Annotated in this window: 14 protein-coding genes and 1 pseudogene; 7 read left to right on the forward strand and 8 right to left on the reverse strand. The window is 72.7% G+C overall.

The window, feature by feature from the left end:
- The first annotated feature begins 97 nt into the window (after positions 1-97).
- A complete protein-coding gene (locus ACTWO6_RS04170; RefSeq protein ID WP_446218309.1) occupies positions 98-1,057 on the forward strand; it encodes an N-acetyltransferase family protein in 960 nt (319 codons plus the stop codon).
- Positions 1,058-1,163: 106 nt separating this feature from the next.
- Here ACTWO6_RS04170 and ACTWO6_RS04175 read toward each other — a convergent pair whose 3' ends face one another.
- Positions 1,164-1,619 carry a gamma-glutamylcyclotransferase gene (locus ACTWO6_RS04175; RefSeq protein WP_109942776.1) on the reverse strand — a complete coding sequence of 152 codons (456 nt, stop codon included), beginning with the start codon at positions 1,617-1,619 and terminating at the stop codon, positions 1,164-1,166.
- A 106-nt stretch (positions 1,620-1,725) separates the two neighbouring features.
- On the opposite strand from ACTWO6_RS04175, the gene ACTWO6_RS04180 reads away from it, so the two are divergent.
- Positions 1,726-3,129 (forward strand): NAD(P)H-quinone dehydrogenase, encoded by a 1,404-nt coding sequence (locus tag ACTWO6_RS04180; protein ID WP_446218310.1) that lies wholly within the window; start codon positions 1,726-1,728, stop codon positions 3,127-3,129.
- Between the two features lie 108 nt (positions 3,130-3,237).
- Here the strand turns inward: ACTWO6_RS04180 and ACTWO6_RS04185 are convergent.
- Both ACTWO6_RS04185 and ACTWO6_RS04190 read right to left on the reverse strand, forming a co-directional pair.
- Positions 3,238-3,735, reverse strand: a pseudogene (locus ACTWO6_RS04185) (DUF998 domain-containing protein); the annotation flags it as partial.
- Between the two features lie 105 nt (positions 3,736-3,840).
- Positions 3,841-4,449, reverse strand: a complete 609-nt coding sequence (locus ACTWO6_RS04190; protein WP_446218311.1) for a DedA family protein — start codon at positions 4,447-4,449, stop codon at positions 3,841-3,843.
- Between the two features lie 532 nt (positions 4,450-4,981).
- On the opposite strand from ACTWO6_RS04190, the gene thrS reads away from it, so the two are divergent.
- A complete protein-coding gene (thrS, locus tag ACTWO6_RS04195; RefSeq protein ID WP_446218312.1) occupies positions 4,982-6,199 on the forward strand; it encodes a threonine--tRNA ligase in 1,218 nt (405 codons plus the stop codon).
- 122 nt (positions 6,200-6,321) lie between these two features.
- Here thrS and ACTWO6_RS04200 read toward each other — a convergent pair whose 3' ends face one another.
- The 3 genes from ACTWO6_RS04200 to ACTWO6_RS04210 all read right to left on the reverse strand — a co-directional run bounded on the left by ACTWO6_RS04200 (position 6,322) and on the right by ACTWO6_RS04210 (position 10,594).
- The gene (locus ACTWO6_RS04200) at positions 6,322-8,250 is read right to left on the reverse strand and encodes an ABC transporter ATP-binding protein (protein WP_446220555.1); all 1,929 of its coding nucleotides are present in this window, start codon (positions 8,248-8,250) and stop codon (positions 6,322-6,324) included.
- Positions 8,251-8,345: 95 nt separating this feature from the next.
- The gene (locus ACTWO6_RS04205) at positions 8,346-10,079 is read right to left on the reverse strand and encodes an ABC transporter ATP-binding protein (RefSeq protein ID WP_446218313.1); all 1,734 of its coding nucleotides are present in this window, start codon (positions 10,077-10,079) and stop codon (positions 8,346-8,348) included.
- Positions 10,073-10,594 (reverse strand): MarR family winged helix-turn-helix transcriptional regulator, encoded by a 522-nt coding sequence (locus ACTWO6_RS04210; RefSeq protein WP_446218314.1) that lies wholly within the window; start codon positions 10,592-10,594, stop codon positions 10,073-10,075. Before ACTWO6_RS04210 ends, ACTWO6_RS04205 begins: the two co-directional genes overlap by 7 nt.
- 91 nt (positions 10,595-10,685) lie before the next feature.
- On the opposite strand from ACTWO6_RS04210, the gene ACTWO6_RS04215 reads away from it, so the two are divergent.
- Entirely contained in the window at positions 10,686-11,243 is a 558-nt protein-coding gene (locus ACTWO6_RS04215) for a TetR/AcrR family transcriptional regulator (protein ID WP_446218315.1), read from the forward strand.
- A 15-nt stretch (positions 11,244-11,258) separates the two neighbouring features.
- Here ACTWO6_RS04215 and ACTWO6_RS04220 read toward each other — a convergent pair whose 3' ends face one another.
- The gene (locus tag ACTWO6_RS04220; RefSeq protein WP_446218316.1) at positions 11,259-12,698 is read right to left on the reverse strand and encodes a GuaB1 family IMP dehydrogenase-related protein; all 1,440 of its coding nucleotides are present in this window, start codon (positions 12,696-12,698) and stop codon (positions 11,259-11,261) included.
- A gap of 193 nt (positions 12,699-12,891) precedes the next feature.
- Positions 12,892-14,643, reverse strand: a complete 1,752-nt coding sequence (locus ACTWO6_RS04225; RefSeq protein ID WP_446218317.1) for an acetyl/propionyl/methylcrotonyl-CoA carboxylase subunit alpha — start codon at positions 14,641-14,643, stop codon at positions 12,892-12,894.
- A gap of 131 nt (positions 14,644-14,774) precedes the next feature.
- On the opposite strand from ACTWO6_RS04225, the gene ACTWO6_RS04230 reads away from it, so the two are divergent.
- The 3 genes from ACTWO6_RS04230 to ACTWO6_RS04240 all read left to right on the forward strand — a co-directional run bounded on the left by ACTWO6_RS04230 (position 14,775) and on the right by ACTWO6_RS04240 (position 17,289).
- Positions 14,775-15,434: a PadR family transcriptional regulator gene (locus ACTWO6_RS04230; protein ID WP_446218318.1), complete on the forward strand. Its 660-nt coding sequence runs from the start codon at positions 14,775-14,777 to the stop codon at positions 15,432-15,434.
- A 125-nt stretch (positions 15,435-15,559) separates the two neighbouring features.
- Entirely contained in the window at positions 15,560-16,516 is a 957-nt protein-coding gene (locus ACTWO6_RS04235; RefSeq protein ID WP_446218319.1) for an ATP-binding cassette domain-containing protein, read from the forward strand.
- A gap of 17 nt (positions 16,517-16,533) precedes the next feature.
- Positions 16,534-17,289: an ABC transporter permease gene (locus ACTWO6_RS04240; RefSeq protein ID WP_446218320.1), complete on the forward strand. Its 756-nt coding sequence runs from the start codon at positions 16,534-16,536 to the stop codon at positions 17,287-17,289.
- Positions 17,290-17,301 lie beyond the last annotated feature (12 nt).

The following is a 17,301-nucleotide window of genomic DNA, read 5'->3' on the forward strand; positions in this document are numbered from 1 at the left end:
GGCTCTTGCGCCGGCCCGTCCGCTGAGCGGCGGCTCCGGGGTCGGCCGGCGGAAAATGGGCGGCGCGGGCGGCGGGTGGGCTGCCAGGATCGGCGGCGTGACGCTTCCCGCCGGCTGGACCGCCCGCCGACCCACCCTGGACGACGTACCGGCGATCCTGAAGGTGGTGCACGCCGCCGACACGTTCGCCATCGGATACCCGGACTTCTCCGCCGAGGACGTGGCGGAGTGCCTGACCGCGCCGTACGTCGACCCGGCGGCGGACTCGTGGCTGGGTCTGGACCCGGCGGGCGAGGTCGTCGCCTGGGCGATCGTGGACAACCCGACCGGGGTGGGGCGCGAGTTCGTCGAGGTGTACGTCGACCCGGACCGGGGCCGGCCGCTGCGCGCCCCGCTGCTGGCCCGGCAACTGATCCGGGTCGCCGAGCGGGCCGCCGCGCGTGACCTGCCGGCGCTCACCGTCCGCTGCGCGGTGTACGAGCCGGAGAAGGAGTGGGAGCAGACGCTTCTCGACGCCGGGTTCATCCTGGCCAAGCGGTATGTCCGGATGAGCCGCCCGCTGGCCGGCCTGCCCACCGCACCGCCCGCCCCGCCGCACGGCGTCACGGTCCGCCCGGTCCGCCCCGACGACGACGCCGAGCTGCGCACCTTCCACCGGATCTACGACGCCGCCTTCCGCGACACGCTGGACTACGAGCCGCAGGACTACGACCGTTGGCGGGCCCGGATCGGTGCCGGCACCGCCTGGGACGAGTGGTTCGTCGCCGAGGTCGACGGCGAGCCGGCCGGCGTACTTCAGTCCTCCGACCAGGGGCTCGACCAGAACGAGGGCTTCGTGAAGAACCTCGCGGTGCTGCCCGGGCAGCGGCGCCGGGGGGTGGGCGCCGCCCTGCTCCAGCACGCCTTCGCCCGGTACGCGGCCAAGGGCCGCGCCTCCGCGGGCCTCGGGGTCGACCTGAGCAACCCGACCGCGCCGGTCTCGCTCTACCGGTCGGTGGGGCTGCGCGACACGCGGATCGTCGACATGTACCAGCTCACCGTTCCGGCCACCGCCTGACCCGTCCGCCCCGGTGAGTACCACGGGTGTGTGATTGACGACCCGGGCCGGGGTCGGCGGCCGGTCGGGGCGACGGCCGGAGCAGACTGGAGGCGTGCGATACGCGCTACGCCGACGCGGTGCCGGTGGGGCGGGACCGCAGCTCGGTGACGTAGTCGTCCGGCGCGCCCGCCTTCTCGGCCGCGTTCGCGATCTCCGACAGGTACCACGACGTCGGCAGGCCGCCCTCGTATCCGTCGAAGACGTAGACCCACGCGGTCACGTCCCCGTCGAGGGTGGAGACGCGGACGGTGAGCTTGCGGTACGTCCCGGCGGTCACGCCCTCGATCTCGTCGAGCTGCGCGGCGTCGTACGGGTGGATGTCGTAGAGCGCCACGAAGACCCGGTCACCCGGGGACTCGACCACGGTGCTGACCGAGCCCTCCCAGCCGATGACGCCCTCGCCCGCGAAGGTGAGCCGCCACCCCTCCAGCCAGCCGGTGCCCACCATCGGCGAATGCGGGCAGTAGGCGCGCATCCGGGCGGGGTCCAGGTTTGAGCCGTAAGCGGCGTAATGACGCACGGCGATGACGATAGCCCGGCCGGCGGGTGGGGGAGAATACGACGGTGCGTGTCGAGCACGTTGGGGAGAAGAAAGTCACTGTGAGCATTGACGAGGGGCGAGCGCTGTGAGCCAGATCGTGATCATCGGCGGGGGGCCGGCCGGGTACGAGGCGGCGCTGGTCGCCGCCCAGCTCGACGCCGATGTCACCGTGGTCGAGGCGGAGGGGGCCGGCGGCGCCTGCGTGCTCTCCGACTGCGTTCCGTCGAAGACCTTCATCGCCAGCTCGGAGGTGGTGACCGGCTACCGGGACACCGAGGAGTTCGGGGTGCACTCCGACGGGCTGGAGGCGGTCACCGTCGACGCCCCGGCGGTGCACGGGCGGGTGAAGCGGCTCGCGCTGGCCCAGTCCGCCGACATTCACGCCAAGCTGATCAAGGCCGGGGTGGCGTTCGTCGCCGGGACCGCCCGGCTCGGCGAGGACACGCTCGGTCACACCCACCGGGTGATCGTGACCCCGGCCGACGGCGCCGAGGAGTACTCCATCGCCGCCTCGACCGTGCTGGTCGCCACCGGCGCGACCCCGCGCCAGCTCCCCACCGCCGTGCCGGACGGCGAGCGCATCCTGACCTGGCGCCAGGTGTACGACCTGCCCGACCTGCCCGAGCACCTGATCGTGGTCGGCTCCGGCGTGACCGGCGCCGAGTTCGCCAGCGCGTACCTGGCCATGGGCGTCGAGGTCACCCTGGTCTCCAGCCGGGACCGGGTGATGCCGCACGAGGACGCCGACGCCGCGATGGCCATCGAGCGGGTGTTCCGCAACCGGGGCATGAGCATCCTCAACAACTCCCGGGCGGACGCGGTCCGCCGCACCGCCGACGGCGTCGAGGTCGAGCTCTCCGACGGCCGCAAGGTGTACGGCTCGCACGCGCTGATCGCCGTCGGCTCGATCCCCAACACCGCCAACCTCGGCCTCGCCGAGTACGGCGTGGAGCTGGCCCGGGGCGGCTACGTCACGGTCGACCGGGTCTCCCGGACCAACGTCCCCGGCGTCTACGCCGCCGGCGACTGCACCGGCGTGCTGCCGCTGGCCAGCGTCGCCGCGATGCAGGGCCGGATCGCGATGTGGCACGCGCTCGGCGAGGCGGTCCGGCCGCTGCGGCTGCGTACCGTCGCGGCGAACGTCTTCACCGACCCGGAGCTGGCCACGGTCGGCGTCTCGCAGGACGAGGTGGACGCCGGCAAGGTCCCGGCCCGCCAGGTGATGCTGCCGCTCTCCGGCAACGCGCGGGCGAAGATGGACGACCTGGCCGACGGCTTCGTCAAGCTCTTCTGCCGCCCGGCCAGCGGTCAGGTGATCGGCGGCGTGGTGGTGGCCCCGAAGGCCAGCGAGCTGATCCTCCCGATCACCATGGCGGTGGAGAACAACCTCACGGTGAACGAGCTGGCCCAGACGATCACCATCTACCCCAGCCTCTCCGGCTCCATCACCGAGGCCGCCCGCCAGCTCATGCTCCACGAACTGGAGTAACCCCGTCTCCGCGGTCGGTGCCGTGGGGGCGGGCCGGCGGACCAGGCTCACCGCGACCACGGCGAGCACGCCGACCTCGGCGAGGATCAGCAGCCGTTCGGCGAGGCCGATCAGCACCCGGTCCCCCGGGTAGGCGGTCCAGACCATGGCCAGGGCCAGGGCCAGGCTGGTCAGGGCGAGCGCGCGCAGCCAGGAGGCGTCGCGTCCGCCCAGCCGCCCGGCGAGCAGCCAGCCGGCCGGCGGCAACGCGAGGAAGGCGACCACCGAGGCGTACCGGTGCAGGTAGGCGGCGGGGTCCATGGGCAGGCCGGGTTCGTTGGTCGGTACCAGCGCGGCGACCACCAGCCCGGCGGTCCACGCCCAGAGCAGCACCGCCACCAGCCGGCCGGGGGCGCGGAGGGCCGGGATCAGCACGGCGGTGGCCGCGGCGAGAACCGCCATCGCCACGTCGATGACGCCGCCCCGGTCCGAGACGGCGAAGTCGCTGACGGTCAGCGACCAGGGATTCAGGTCGTCGTTCACTTCGAGGTGACCGATCAGGGCGAGCACCGCCGCCAGGGCGATCCCGCCGAGGGCGAGCAGCCCGTGTCTCCGGGTTCCAGGCATGCCTCAGCCTGTCGCCGGGGGCACCCGAAGCGGATCCGGGACGGCCACCGACATCGATCCCCGGGACCACCCCTAGAGGCGCACCGGTGCGAGCGGTGGGACCGGTCAGTCGACGGGGACCTCGCGGCGGGCGTTGCGGGCGCTGATCACGGTCATCGCCCAGCCCGCGCCCGCGAACCCGGCCGCCGCCGCGCCGCCGATCAGCGCCAGCCGCCAGGCCGACTGGGTCAGCGCGGTGCCGCCCAGGTGCCCGACCAGCGTCCCGTACGTCGCCCAGCCGGCCGCCGCGGCGGTCTCGTAGAGCAGGAAGAGCCGGTACGGGTAGCGGCTGCGCCCGGCGGAGAAGCAGGCCGCCATCCGGCCACCCGGCACGAATCGGCAGAGCAGGATCACCAGCGGCCCCGGTTCGCGTAACCCCCGGGTGACCCGGCCGGCCACCCGGCGGGCCCGGCCCGGCATGGCGTGCCGCGCCTCCCGGCGGTCCGGGGCGCGCCGCCCGATCAGGTAGCAGGCCAGGTCGCCGGCGAAGACGCCGAGCGCGCCGACGGCGATGGTGAGGGGCAGGCTCAGCCCGCCGTACACGGTCAGCGCGCCGCTGGTGATCATGACGACCTGGGTCGGGATGACCGGTACGAAGGCGTCGACGGCCAGCAGCGCGAGCAGCGCGAGGTACGCCCACGTCGGCGACGCGACGTCAGTGATGAGTTCGGGCACGACTGCCACCTCGCCGATTTCCCCCGATTGCCTGCACCGAGCCTGACGGCGTGTCCGGCGTCACCGGTCGAGGCCCTGGCCGGTGGTGACCGCTGACACGGCAGGGCCACCGAACTACAACGACACGGCGACGCCGAATGTGACGGGACGTCGGCGTGGCGCGTGGCACGGCGACGGGCGGCGGATCGGCGCTCGTCGGCGTACCGTTGTCGGCGCGCGGCCACACGGACGTCGGGTCCCCCGTTCCTGACGACCGGGCCGCCGCGGGTCGCCGGCAGGTCCCGTGCCGGCGACCCGCCCCCTTTCCCGGGGCGCCCGCGCCCTCGATGACACCGCGAAATCCGGATGCGTGGCACGTCGACGCCCACGTACCGTCGCCGCATGCGCAGCGCGGTGGTGACCACGACGCCGGGAATCCCCGGCGCGCCGCACTGACGTAACCGTCGACGAGGCCCCGGGGCGAACCGCCCCGGGGCCTCGTGGCGTTCCGGGCCGCCTCGCCTCCGGGTCGTACCCGATCAAGGAGAGCGACATGATCGACCACCGCAGGCTCGGCCGGGAGCTGGAGCTGTTCGTCTCCGACCCGCTCGCGGGCGCCGGCCTGCCCATCTGGCTGCCGGCCGGCGCCGCCGCCCGGCACGCCGTCGAGGAGTACGTCCGCGACCTGGAGCGCGGGGCCGGCTACCGGCACGTCTACTCGCCGCCGCTGGGCAAACGGGAGCTCTTCGAGCTCTCCGGCCACCTGGGCTACTTCGCCGACGACATGTTCCCGCCGATGCGGCTGAGCGCCGACGACGAGTTCGTGCTCCGGCCGGCCCTCTGCCCGCACCACGCGCTGGTGTTCCGCGCCCGGGGCCGCTCCTACCGGGAGCTGCCGCTGCGGATCGCCGAGCTGGGCGGGATGTACCGGGCGGAACGCTCCGGCGTGCTGGGCGGGCTGTCCCGGGTCCGCGCCATCTCGCTGAACGACGCGCACAACTTCTGCGCCCTCGACCAGGTCGGCGACGAGGTACGCGAGATCCTGCGGCTGATCCGCGAGGCGCACGCCGCGCTCGGCGTACGAGCGGCCGGGTTCCGGCTGTCGCTGCGCGGGCCGGGGGAGAAGTACGTCGGGGACGACGCCGCGTGGGCGCGGGCCGAGGAGCTGCTCCGCGCCGCGCTCGACGGGGTGGAGTTCACCGAGGCGCCCGGCGAGGCCGCCTTCTACGGGCCGAAGATCGACATCCAGATCGTCGACGCGGCCGGCCGGGAGTCCACCATCTCCACCATCCAGCTCGACTTCGACAAGCCCGAGAAGTTCGACCTGTCGTACACCGACGCGGACGGGTCGCGGCGGCGGCCGGTGCTGGTGCACCGGAGCCTGGTCGGCAGCATGGAGCGGCTCTTCGCGTACCTGATCGAGGTGCATGCGGGCGCCTTTCCGGCCTGGTACGCCCCGGTGCAGCTGGTGCTGCTCCCGGTCGAGGAGGGGCAGGCCGGCGCGGCCGTCGAGCTGGCCCGCCGGGCCGGGGCGGCCGGGCTGCGGGCCGAGGTCGAGGTGGCCGGCTCGCTGGGCGCCCGGGTCCGCGACGCCGCCCGCCGCCGCGTCCCGTACGTCGGGGTGCTGGGCCCCCGGGAGGCGGCCGACGGCGCGGTCTCGCTGCGGCTGCGCGACGGTCGCGCGCTGGCCCCGATGCCCGTCGCCGACGCCCTCGGGTTGATCGGGAAGGTGGTCGCCGGCCGCTCGGCCGGCCTGCTCCCGGCGGACTGACCCGGTCGCGCCGGGCCCACACCGGGGCGGCGCCGGCCGCTCGTCACCCGCCGACCGTGCGCCCGCCGGCTCCCGTCCGTCGCGGACGGGAGCCGGTGCCGGGCCGGATCCCTCGTCCATCGTCAGTTCCCGGCCGTCGCCGGCTGGGCGAGCAGGTCGGCCTCGTCGTCCACCACCGCCTGGCTGAACTGGGACCGGTACAGCCGGGCGTAGGCGCCGTCGGCGGCGACGAGCTGGTCGTTGGTGCCCTGCTCGACGATCCGGCCGTTCTCCATCATCAGGATCAGGTCGGCGTCGCGGATGGTGGAGAGCCGGTGCGCGATGACGAAGCTGGTCCGGTCCGACCGCAGCGCGGCCATCGCCCGCTGGAGCAGCACCTCGGTCCGGGTGTCCACCGAGCTGGTCGCCTCGTCCAGGATGAGCAGCGACGGCTCGGCCAGGAACGCCCGGGCGATGGTGATGAGCTGCTTCTCGCCGGCGCTGACGTTGCTCCCCTCCTCGTCGATCACGGTGTCGTACCCGTCGGGGAGGCTGTGGACGAACCGGTCCACGAAGGTGGCCCGGGCGGCGGCCAGGATCTCCTCCTCGGTGGCGTCCGGCCGGCCGTAGGCGATGTTGTCCCGGATGGTGCCCCCGAAGAGCCAGGTGTCCTGGAGCACCATGCCGATCCGGCCGCGCAGCTCGTCCCGGGGCATGGTGGTGATGTCCACCCCGTCCAGGGTGATCCGGCCCGCGTCCAGCTCGTAGAACCGCATGATCAGGTTGACCAGGGTGGTCTTGCCGGCGCCGGTCGGGCCGACGATCGCCACGGTGTGACCCGGCTCGGCGACCAGCGACAGGTCGTCGATCAGCGGCTTGTCCGGGTCGTACCGGAAGGAGACGTGTGCGAACTCGACCCTGCCGGTGACCCGGGGCGGTGCAACCGTGTCCGGAGCCTGCTCCTCGGCGTCGAGCACCGCGAAGACCCGCTCGGCGGAGGCCACCCCGGACTGGAGCAGGTTCGCCATCGAGGCGACCTGGGTGATCGGCTGGGTGAACTGCCGCGAGTACTGGATGAACGCCTGCACGTCGCCGAGGCTCATCGACCCGGAGGCCACCCGGAGCCCGCCGACCACGGCGATCGCGACGTAGCTGAGGTTCCCGACGAACATCATCGCCGGCATGATGATCCCGGAGATGAACTGGGCCCCGAAGCTGGCCCGGAACAGCTCCTCGTTCTTGGCCGCGAAGGCGGCCTCCACCTCGCGCTGCCGGCCGAAGACCTTGACCAGCTCGTGGCCGGTGTACGCCTCCTCGATCTGGCCGTTCAGCTCACCGGTGTGCCTCCACTGGGCGATGAACCTGCGCTGCGACCGCTTGGCGATCCGCTGGGTGACGAGCACCGACAGCGGCACCGCGACCAGGGCGACCAGCGCCAGCAGCGGCGAGATCCAGAACATCATGGCCAGCACGCCGATCACGGTCAGCAGCGAGGTGAGCAGCTGGCTGAGCGTCTGCGACAGGGTCTGTGAGATGTTGTCGATGTCGTTGGTGACCCGGCTGAGCAGTTCGCCCCGGGGCTGCCGGTCGAAGTAGGGCAGCGGCAGCCGGTGGAGCTTCTCCTCCACCTCGGCGCGCAGCCGCAGCACGGTCCGCTGCACCACCCCGTTGAGCAGCCAGCCCTGCCACCACATCAGCAGGCTGGCCGCCAGGTAGAGCGCGAGGGCCAGGGCGAGCACCCGGCCGAGGGCGGTGAAGTCGATCCCGGCGCCGGGCACCACATCCATCCGGGCGAGCATGTCGGCGTAGTTGTCGTTGCCGGCCGCCCGGGCCGCCGCCGCGGCCTGCTCCGTGCTGGTCCCGGCGGGCAACTGCCGGCCGATCACCCCGCTGAAGATCAGGTCGGTGGCGTGGCCGAGGAGCTTCGGCCCGGCGACGCTGAGCCCCACGCTCAGCACGGCCAGCGCGGTCACGGCAGCCAGCTGGAGCCGGTGCGGCCGCAGCCGGCCGAGCAGGCGCCGGGCCGACGGCCCGAAGTTCATCGACTTCTCGGCGGGCATCCCGGCGCTCATCCACGGCGGCCCGCCGGGGCGCCGCCCGGCCGGCGGCAGCCGCTTCGGCGCCGCCCCCTCCGGGCCCCGCTGCTGACCCGGTATGGACCTGGTGGTCACGCCGCCACCTCCGCGGTCTGCTGGGACGCCACGATCTCGGCGTACGTCGGGCAGTTCTCCAGCAGGTCCTCGTGTCGTCCCATGCCGACGACGCCCCCGTCCTCGAGCACGATGATCTGGTCGGCGTCGACGATCGTGGAGACCCGCTGGGCCACGATCACCACCGCCGCGTTCGCGGTGACCGGCTTCAGCGCGGCCCGCAGCCGGGCGTCGGTGCCGAGGTCGAGCGCCGAGAACGAGTCGTCGAAGAGGTAGATCTCCGGCTTACGGACCAGCGCGCGGGCGATCGCCAGCCGCTGCCGCTGACCACCGGAGACGTTCGTGCCGCCCTGGGCGATCGGGGCGTCCAGCCCGCCCGGCATCTCGGCCACGAAGTCCCGGGCCTGGGCGATCTCCAGCGCCGCCCACAGCTCGGCGTCGGTCGCGTCCGGGTTGCCGTACCGCAGGTTGCTGGCGACCGTTCCGCTGAACAGGTACGGCCGCTGTGGCACCAGCCCGATCCGGCGCCAGACCTCGTCCGGTTCCAGCAGCCGCACGTCCACCCCGTCGACCAGCACCGCGCCGGCGGTCGGGTCGACCAGCCGGGGGATCAGCGTGAGCAGGGTGGTCTTGCCGGCGCCGGTGGAGCCGATGATGGCCGTGGTCCGGCCGGGGCCGGCCCGGAACGAGATGTCGTGCAGCACCGGCGCGCTCGCCCCGGGGTACTGGAAGGCGACCCTGCGGAGCTCCAGCTCGGCGTTCCTGGTCACCGCGATCACCGGCTCGGCCATCGGCACCACCGACGACTCGGTGTCCAGCACCTCGACGATCCGTTCGGCGCAGACGGCCGCGCGCGGCACCATCATCAGCATGAAGGTGGCCATCATGACGGCCATCAGGATCTGCATCAGGTACTGCAGGAACGCGGTCAGCGCGCCGACCTGGATCTGGCCGGCGTCGACCCGCTGCGCGCCGAACCAGAGCACCGCGACGCTGGAGACGTTGAGCACCAGCATCACCACCGGGAAGATCAGGGCCATCAGCCGGCCGACGCGCAGCGCGGTCGCGGTGAGGTCGGCGTTGGCGACACCGAAGCGCTCCGTCTCGTACGGCTCCCGGACGAAGGCGCGGACCACCCGGATGCCGGTGATCTGCTCGCGCAGCACCCGGTTGACGGCGTCGATCCGGGTCTGCATGAGCCGGAACGCCGGCACCGTCCGCCGGATGATCAGGCCCAGCGTGACGGCCAGCACCGGCACGCTGACCAGCATCAGCCAGGAGAGCCCGACGTCCTCGTTGAGCGCCATCACCACTCCGCCGACGCACATGATCGGCGCGGCGACCAGCATGGTGCAGCTCATCAGCACGAGCATCTGCACCTGCTGCACGTCGTTGGTGTTGCGGGTGATCAGCGACGGCGCGCCGAACCGGGCGACCTCGCGGGCCGAGAAGCGGTTGACGTGCCCGAAAATGGCCGCCCGTGCGTCCCGCCCGAACCCCATCGCGGTCCGCGCGCCCAGGTACACCGCGGCGATGGAGCAGGCGATCTGGAGCAGGCTGACCACCAGCATCCATCCGCCCGTACGCATGATCTGGTCGGTGTCGCCGAGGGCGACACCCCGGTCGATGATGTCGGCGTTGAGGCTCGGCAGGTAGAGCGAGGCCATCGTGCCGACGAACTGGAGCGCCACCACGGCGGCGAGGAGCCGGCGGTACGGGCGCAGATGGTGGCGGAGCAGGCGGATCAGCATGGACGGCTCCCCGGCGTCGGGTCGGTGGCGGAGTCCTGGTGTTGGTTCAACCTGCCGACATCCCCGTCGGACATGCTCGTGATGAGTTCGGTGAGGAACTCCCGGATCACCGCCTTCTTCGCCGGGTCGGCGTCGACGGAGGTGAGCGGGCGGTCGCTGTGGATCAGTTCGGTGAGCTGTTCGGCGTGCCGGCGGCCCTTGTCGGTCAGGGTCAGCTGCACGGTGCGGCGGTCGGCGCCGTCCCGGCGACGCTCGACGAAGCCGTCGCGTTCGAGGGTGTCGACGATGCCGGTGAGGGTGGCGGGCCGGACGAAGCACCCTTCGGCGACCTCCCGATGAGTGCTGTCGCCGACGCGGCTCAGGATGAGCAGCACCCGCATGCCGGCCGAGGTGAGGCCGTGGTGCTCGGTCAGGTACCGCCCCCAGCGCTGCTCGACGACATGACCGGCGATCGCGAGCAGCCGGCCGAGCGGCGCGTGGCGGAGCATGTCGGGGAAGCTGACGAGCGGTTCCATCTTCACAACCGTCAGATTAGCTACCGGATCGTCAGGGGCCAAACTAATTCCCGACACACCATCTTGTCGCTGGCAAGATATGCTTCCGGGCATGACGGCGAACCGCGGATACCACCACGGCGACCTCCGGCGGGCCCTGCTCGCCGCGGCGGTCGAGGCGATCGGCGAGTCCGGGCCGGCCGCGCTGAGCCTGCGTGACCTGGCCCGCCGGGCGGGGGTCTCGCACGCCGCGCCCGCGCATCACTTCGGGGACAAGGCCGGCCTGCTCACCGCGCTCGCCGTCGAGGGCTTCGACCTCCTCGCCGGGGCGCTCGCGCGGGCCGGCGACGACCTGCTCGAGACCGGGGTGGCGTACGTCCGCTTCGCGATCGACCACCGCGCCCACTTCGAGGTGATGTTCGCGCCGGGGCTCTACCGGGCCGACGACCCGGAGGTGGCCGCCGCGCGCGCCCGGGCGGGGGCGACGCTGCGCGGCGGGATCGCCGCGCTGCCCGCCCGGCCGGCCGCCGAGCCCGACCGGGACGCCCTCGCCGCCTGGTCGATCGTGCACGGCTTCGCCACCCTCTGGCTGGCCGGTGCCCTTCCGCCGGCCGCCGGCCCGGACCCGGAGTCCGCCGCCCGCTCGGTCATCCGCCGCCTCTTCGAGTGACCCCCACGCCGGGGGTTACCAGCTGGTGGGGAGGGGCATGCCTTCGGTGTAGCCGGCGGTGCTCTGCACGCCCACCAGGGCCTGCTCGTGGAACTCGCCGAGGTTGCGGGCGCCGGCGTAGGTGAAGGCGCTGCGCACCCCGGAGATGATCTCGTCGATCAGGTCCTCGACGCCGGGCCGGGTCGGGTCCAGGTACATCCGGGCCGAGGAGATGCCCTCCTCGAAGATCGCCTTCCGGGCCCGGTCGAACGCGCTGTCCTCGGCCGTGCGCGCGCTGACCGCCCGGGCCGAGGCCATCCCGAAGCTCTCCTTGTACCGGCGGCCGTCCGCGTCGGTGTAGAGGTCGCCGGGGGACTCGTAGGTGCCGGCGAACCAGGAACCGATCATCACGTTGGACGCCCCGGCCGCCAGGGCCAGCGCCACGTCGCGCGGGTGGCGTACGCCGCCGTCCGCCCAGACGTGCCGGCCCAGCTCCCGGGCCGCCGCCGCGCAGTCGAGGACCGCCGAGAACTGGGGCCGACCCACCCCGGTCATCATCCGGGTGGTGCACATCGCACCCGGGCCGACGCCGACCTTGACGATGTCGGCGCCCGCCTCGACCAGGTCGCGTACGCCGTCGGCGGTGACCACGTTGCCGGCCGCGACCGGGACCGCCGGGTCGAGCTTGCGGACCGCCCGCAGCGCCGAGATCATCCGCTCCTGGTGGCCGTGCGCGGTGTCCACGACCAGCGTGTCGACACCCGCCTCCAGCAGGGCGGCCGCCTTGCCGGTCACGTCGCCGTTGATGCCGACCGCCGCGGCGATCCGTAGCCGGCCCCGGTCGTCCACGGCCGGCTTGTAGAGCGTGGCGCGCAGCGCGCCCTGCCGGGTGAGCACCCCGACCAGCCGGCCCTCCGCGTCCACCACGGGGGCGAGCCGCCGCCGCCCGGCCGAGAGCCGGTCGAAGCCGGTACGCGGGTCCGCGTCCGCCGGCACGGTGTGCAGCTCGGTCGACATCACGTGCCGGAGCTGGGCGAACCGGTCCACGCCGACGGTGTCCGCCTCGGTCACCACGCCGACCGGGCGGCCGGCCTCGTCGATCACGATCACCGCGCCGTGCGAGCGCTTCGGCAGCAGGTGGATCACGTCGCCGACGGTGTCGGTCGGGCCGAGGGTGATCGCCGTGTCGTGCACCAGGTGCCGCTGCTTGACCCAGGCGACGACGTTCGCCACCACCTCGATCGGGATGTCCTGCGGGATCACCGCGATGGCGCCGCGCCGGGCGACCGTCTCGGCCATCCGGCGGCCGGCGACCGCGGTCATGTTCGCCACCACCAGCGGGATGGTGGTGCCGGTACCGTCGCCGGTGGCCAGGTCGACGTCGAGTCGCGAGCCCACCTCGGAGCGGGCCGGCGCCATGAAGACGTCGTTGTAGGTCAGGTCGTGCGCGGGGACCGCGCCATGAAGAAACCGCACCCGGACATCATTCCTGCTCGCGCCCCGGATCGCCCCCGCTGGTGGCCCAAACCACCCGGCCGGCCGCCGTGTCGCGTCGGCCGGCCATATACCTGGTGAGCGATATACCTGAGAGGCATAAATATGACTCACAGGCATATCGCTCACGGTGGTGTCGGTTCCCCGCAGCCGGCGAGCCGGTCGGGGCGACGGGTCAGGCGATGGTGCAGATGGCGGCGCCGGCGGTGATGACCGCGCCCACCTCGGCGGAGAGACCGGTGACCGTACCGGCCTTGTGCGCGTGCAGCGGCTGCTCCATCTTCATCGCCTCCAGGACGACGATCAGGTCGCCCTCGGCGACGGTGTCCCCGTCCGCCACGGCGATCTTCACGATGGTGCCCTGCATCGGAGAGGTGAGCGCGTCACCGCTGACCGCCGCGCCCGCCTTGGCCCCGCCACCCCGGCGGGCCGGCTTCCTGACGGCGGGCGCGCTGGTGGTCGTACCGGCGCCGAGGCCGGCGGGCAACACCACCTCCAGCCGCTTGCCACCCACCTCGACCACGACGGTCTCGCGCTCCGCCGGCGCCTCGGCGGCGCCGGCGGCGGCGGTGAACGCCGGCACCGTGTTGTCGAACTCGGTCTCGATCCACCGGGTGTGCACGGTGAACGGCTCGGCGGTGAACGCTTCGTCCCGGACCACCAGCCGGTGGAACGGCAGCGCGGTGGCCATGCCCTCGACGACCATCTCGTCGAGCGCCCGGCGGGCCCGCTCGATCGCCTCGGCGCGGGTCTCGCCCGTGATGATCACCTTGGCCAGCAGCGAGTCGAAGTTGCCCCCGATCACGTCGCCGGCCGAGATGCCGGTGTCCACCCGGACGCCCGGGCCGGTGGGGAGCCGCAGCGCGGTGACGGTGCCCGGGGCGGGCAGGAAGTTGCGGCCCGGGTCCTCGCCGTTGATCCGGAACTCGATGGAGTGTCCGCGCGGCGTCGGGTCCTCGGTGAAGCGCAGCTTCTCGCCGTCGGCGATCCGGAACTGCTCGCGGACCAGGTCGATGCCGGCGGTCTCCTCGGTCACCGGGTGCTCGACCTGGAGCCGGGTGTTGACCTCAAGGAAGGAGATGGTGCCGTCCACGCCGACCAGGTACTCGACGGTGCCGGCGCCGTGGTAGCCGGCCTCCCGGCAGATCGCCTTGGCGCTGTCGTGGATCTGGGCGCGCTGGGCCTCGGTGAGGAACGGCGCGGGGGCCTCCTCGACCAGCTTCTGGTGCCGGCGCTGCAGCGAGCAGTCCCGGGTGCCGACCACGATCACGTTGCCGTGCTGGTCGGCGAGGACCTGCGCCTCGACGTGGCGGGGCTTGTCGAGGTACCGCTCGACGAAGCACTCGCCCCGGCCGAACGCGGCGACCGCCTCGCGGGTGGCCGACTCGAAGAGCTGCGGGATCTCCTCCATGGTGCGGGCGACCTTGAGGCCGCGACCGCCGCCGCCGAAGGCGGCCTTGATGGCGACCGGCAGGCCGTGGTCGACGGCGAAGGCCATCACCTCGTCGGGGCTGCCCACCGGGTCCGGGGTGCCGGGGACCAGCGGCGCGCCGGCGCGCTGGGCGATGTGCCGGGCGGTCACCTTGTCGCCGAGGTCGCGGATGGCCTGCGGGGTGGGGCCGATCCAGGTCAGCCCGGCGTCGATGACGGCCTGGGCGAAGTCGGCGTTCTCGGAGAGGAAGCCGTAACCGGGGTGCACGGCGTCGGCGCCGGCCTTCCCGGCGATGTCGATCAGCTTGTCGATCCGCAGGTAGCTCTCCGCCGCGGTGTCGCCGCCGAGCGCGTACGCCTCGTCGGCGAGGGTGACGTGCAGGGCGTCCCGGTCGGAGTCCGCGTAGACGGCGACGCTGTCCAGACCGGCGTCGCGGCAGGCGCGGATGACGCGGACGGCGATCTCGCCGCGGTTGGCGATGAGTACCTTGCGCACCTTGGTGGCTCCTCCCGGGAGGTCGATGCCGGGAGTGTATCGGCCGGCCTGGCGACCCTAACGATCGCTCAGTGTGGGATGCCGCACTCGGATAGCGAGCACTAGTCAAATTTGTTTATTACGCTTGTCCGATGTCGGCGACGCGAATGATGATCCTCGGGCTGGTCAAGTGGATGCAGCCGGTGCACGGCTACGACGTGCGCCGCGAGCTGCTGAGCTGGAGCGCGGACAAGTGGGCCAACATCCAGCCCGGTTCGATCTACCACGCGTTGCGCAAGCTGACCGAGGAGGGGCTGCTCCGCGCGGTCGCCACCGAGCAGGTCGGCGCCCGGCCGGCCCGGACCACGTACGAGATCACGGAGAAGGGCGCGGACGAGTTCGAGACGCTGCTGCGCGGCCTGTGGTGGCAGTTGCAGGAGCCGACCGACCCGTTCACCGCGGCCTTCTCCTTCCTGCCGGCCCTGCCCCGGGAGGAGGCGGCGGCGGCCCTGCGGAATCGGGCCATGCTGCTGCGTGCCGGCGCCGAGTCGATGCGGGCGGCGATCGACTCGGAGTGGATGCGGACCACCCGGCCAGTGCACGTCGGCTGGATCTTCGAGCTCTGGTCGGCCCGTTCGGAGGCGGAGATCGCCTGGTGCGAGCGGATCGCCGAGCGGATCGAGTCCGGAGTGTCGTACCTGCCTGCTGGACTGGTCGGCGGGGAGAGCTGGGTCGAGTGGCAGCAGCAGAACCTGGGCGTGACCGGAGAGCCCGGCGGCGGCCGGGGCCCGGACGCGACCCCCGAGCAATAATCAACGTTGACTACAAGCGCTATATCGCGTTAGCCTGAGCCCGGCACAACGGGGGGAGCGCGCCGTCCGGCGTCGTCCCCAGGCGAGAACGGCCGGCGCGCCGGCCCGGACGACCAGGAGCAGAAATGATCGAGACCAGGGGACTGCGGAAGTCGTTCCGCTCCCGGGCGGGTCGCGAGACGAAGACCGTGGACGCCGTCAGGGGCGTCGACCTCAAGGTGGCGGAAGGGGAGATCTTCGGCTTCCTCGGCCCCAACGGCGCCGGCAAGACCACCACCCTGCGGATGCTCGCCACGCTCATCGAGCCGGACGGCGGCGAGGCCACGATCGCCGGCGCCGACCTGCGTAAGGACCCGGCCGAGGTGCGCCGCCGGATCGGCTACGTGGCCCAGGGCGGCAGCACCTGGGACGAGTCGACCGCCCGCGAGGAGCTGGTCCTGCACGCCCGGCTCTACGGGATCGGCAAGGCCGAGGCGCACCGCCGGGCCGCCCGCGCCCTGGACGCCTTCCAGCTCACCGAGTACGCCGACCGCAAGTGCAAGACCTACTCCGGCGGCCAGCGGCGGCGCGTCGAGATCGCCCTCGGCATCATCCACGAGCCGAAGATCGTCTTCCTGGACGAGCCGACCACCGGCCTCGACCCGCAGAGCCGGGCGCACATGTGGGACGAGATCCGCCGGCTACGGGCCGACGGGATGACCGTCTTCATCACCACGCACTATCTGGACGAGGCGGACGCGCTCTGCGACCGGATCGCGATCATGGATCACGGCGAGGTGGTGGCCGAGGGCACCCCGGCCGAGCTGAAGCGCGAGATCTCCGGCGACGTCGTGCTCGTCGGCCTCGACGCCGCCGCCACTCCGCAGGCGGCGAAGCTGCTCGACGCCGAGCCGTACGTCAGCAAGCTGGAGACCGGCGACGAGGGCCTGCGCCTCTACGTCGAGGACGGCGCCACCGCCATCCCGCAGGTGCTGCGCCGCCTCGACCACGCCGGGCTGGACCTGCGCTCCATCGAGCTGCACCGCCCCAGCCTCGACGACGTCTTCCTCACCAAGACCGGCCGCTCGCTGCGCGAGTCCTGAGATACCGGAGACAGTCCATGAAACTCGCCCGCGACACCTGGCTCATCTTCGAGCGCCAGATCCAACTGCTGCTGCGCAACCCGGTCTGGGTCTTCGTCGGCGTCTTCCAGCCGGTGATGTACCTGCTGCTCTTCGCCCCGCTCCTCAAGCCGGCGCTGAACGCACCCACCCAGGCGGAGGCCTACAAGATCTTCGTACCCGGCCTGCTGGTGCTGCTGGCCATCTTCGGTGGCCTGTTCCAGGGCTTCGGCCTGATCGCCGAGCTGCGCGCCGGGGTCATCGAACGGTCCCGGGTCACCCCGGTCAGCCGGCTCGCCCTGCTGCTCGGCCGCTCGCTGCGGGACGTGGTCTCGCTGGTCGTGCAGGCCGTCATCATCACCCTGCTGGCGCTCCTGTTCGACCTGCGGGTGTTCATCGGGGACCTGCTGCTGGCGTACCTGATGCTGGCGCTGATCGCCCTGATGACCTCGGCCGTCTCCTACGGGGTCGCGCTCAAGGTCAAGAGCGAGGACGCGCTCGCCCCGCTGATGAACACCGTCGCCCAGCCGGTGCTGCTGCTCTCCGGCATCCTGCTGCCGCTCACCTTCGCCCCCGGCTGGCTCCAGGGCGTCGCCGAGTGGAACCCGTTCTCCTGGGCGGTCGACGGCACCCGCGCGCTCTTCGCCGGCGACCTCAGCAACGACAAGGTCTGGCAGGGGCTGAGCATCATCGCGGTGCTCGCCGTGGCCGGCGTGGTCTGGGCCGCCCGGCAGTTCGCCCGCAGCGTCCGCTGAGAGAGCTGCCTC

The sequence above is a fragment of the Micromonospora sp. IBHARD004 genome, from assembly GCF_052814115.1.

What these genes read in the sequence shown, in the direction of transcription:
- ACTWO6_RS04200 (WP_446220555.1), bottom strand. Translation starts at nt 8,250, where the DNA reads ATGAGCGCCGGGATGCCCGCCGAGAAGTCGATGAACTTCGGGCCGTCG.
- thrS (WP_446218312.1), top strand. Translation starts at nt 4,982, where the DNA reads ATGATCGACCACCGCAGGCTCGGCCGGGAGCTGGAGCTGTTCGTCTCC.
- ACTWO6_RS04210 (WP_446218314.1), bottom strand. Translation starts at nt 10,594, where the DNA reads ATGGAACCGCTCGTCAGCTTCCCCGACATGCTCCGCCACGCGCCGCTC.
- ACTWO6_RS04215 (WP_446218315.1), top strand. Translation starts at nt 10,686, where the DNA reads ATGACGGCGAACCGCGGATACCACCACGGCGACCTCCGGCGGGCCCTG.
- ACTWO6_RS04240 (WP_446218320.1), top strand. Translation starts at nt 16,534, where the DNA reads ATGAAACTCGCCCGCGACACCTGGCTCATCTTCGAGCGCCAGATCCAA.
- ACTWO6_RS04205 (WP_446218313.1), bottom strand. Translation starts at nt 10,079, where the DNA reads ATGCTGATCCGCCTGCTCCGCCACCATCTGCGCCCGTACCGCCGGCTC.
- ACTWO6_RS04230 (WP_446218318.1), top strand. Translation starts at nt 14,775, where the DNA reads ATGTCGGCGACGCGAATGATGATCCTCGGGCTGGTCAAGTGGATGCAG.
- ACTWO6_RS04235 (WP_446218319.1), top strand. Translation starts at nt 15,560, where the DNA reads ATGATCGAGACCAGGGGACTGCGGAAGTCGTTCCGCTCCCGGGCGGGT.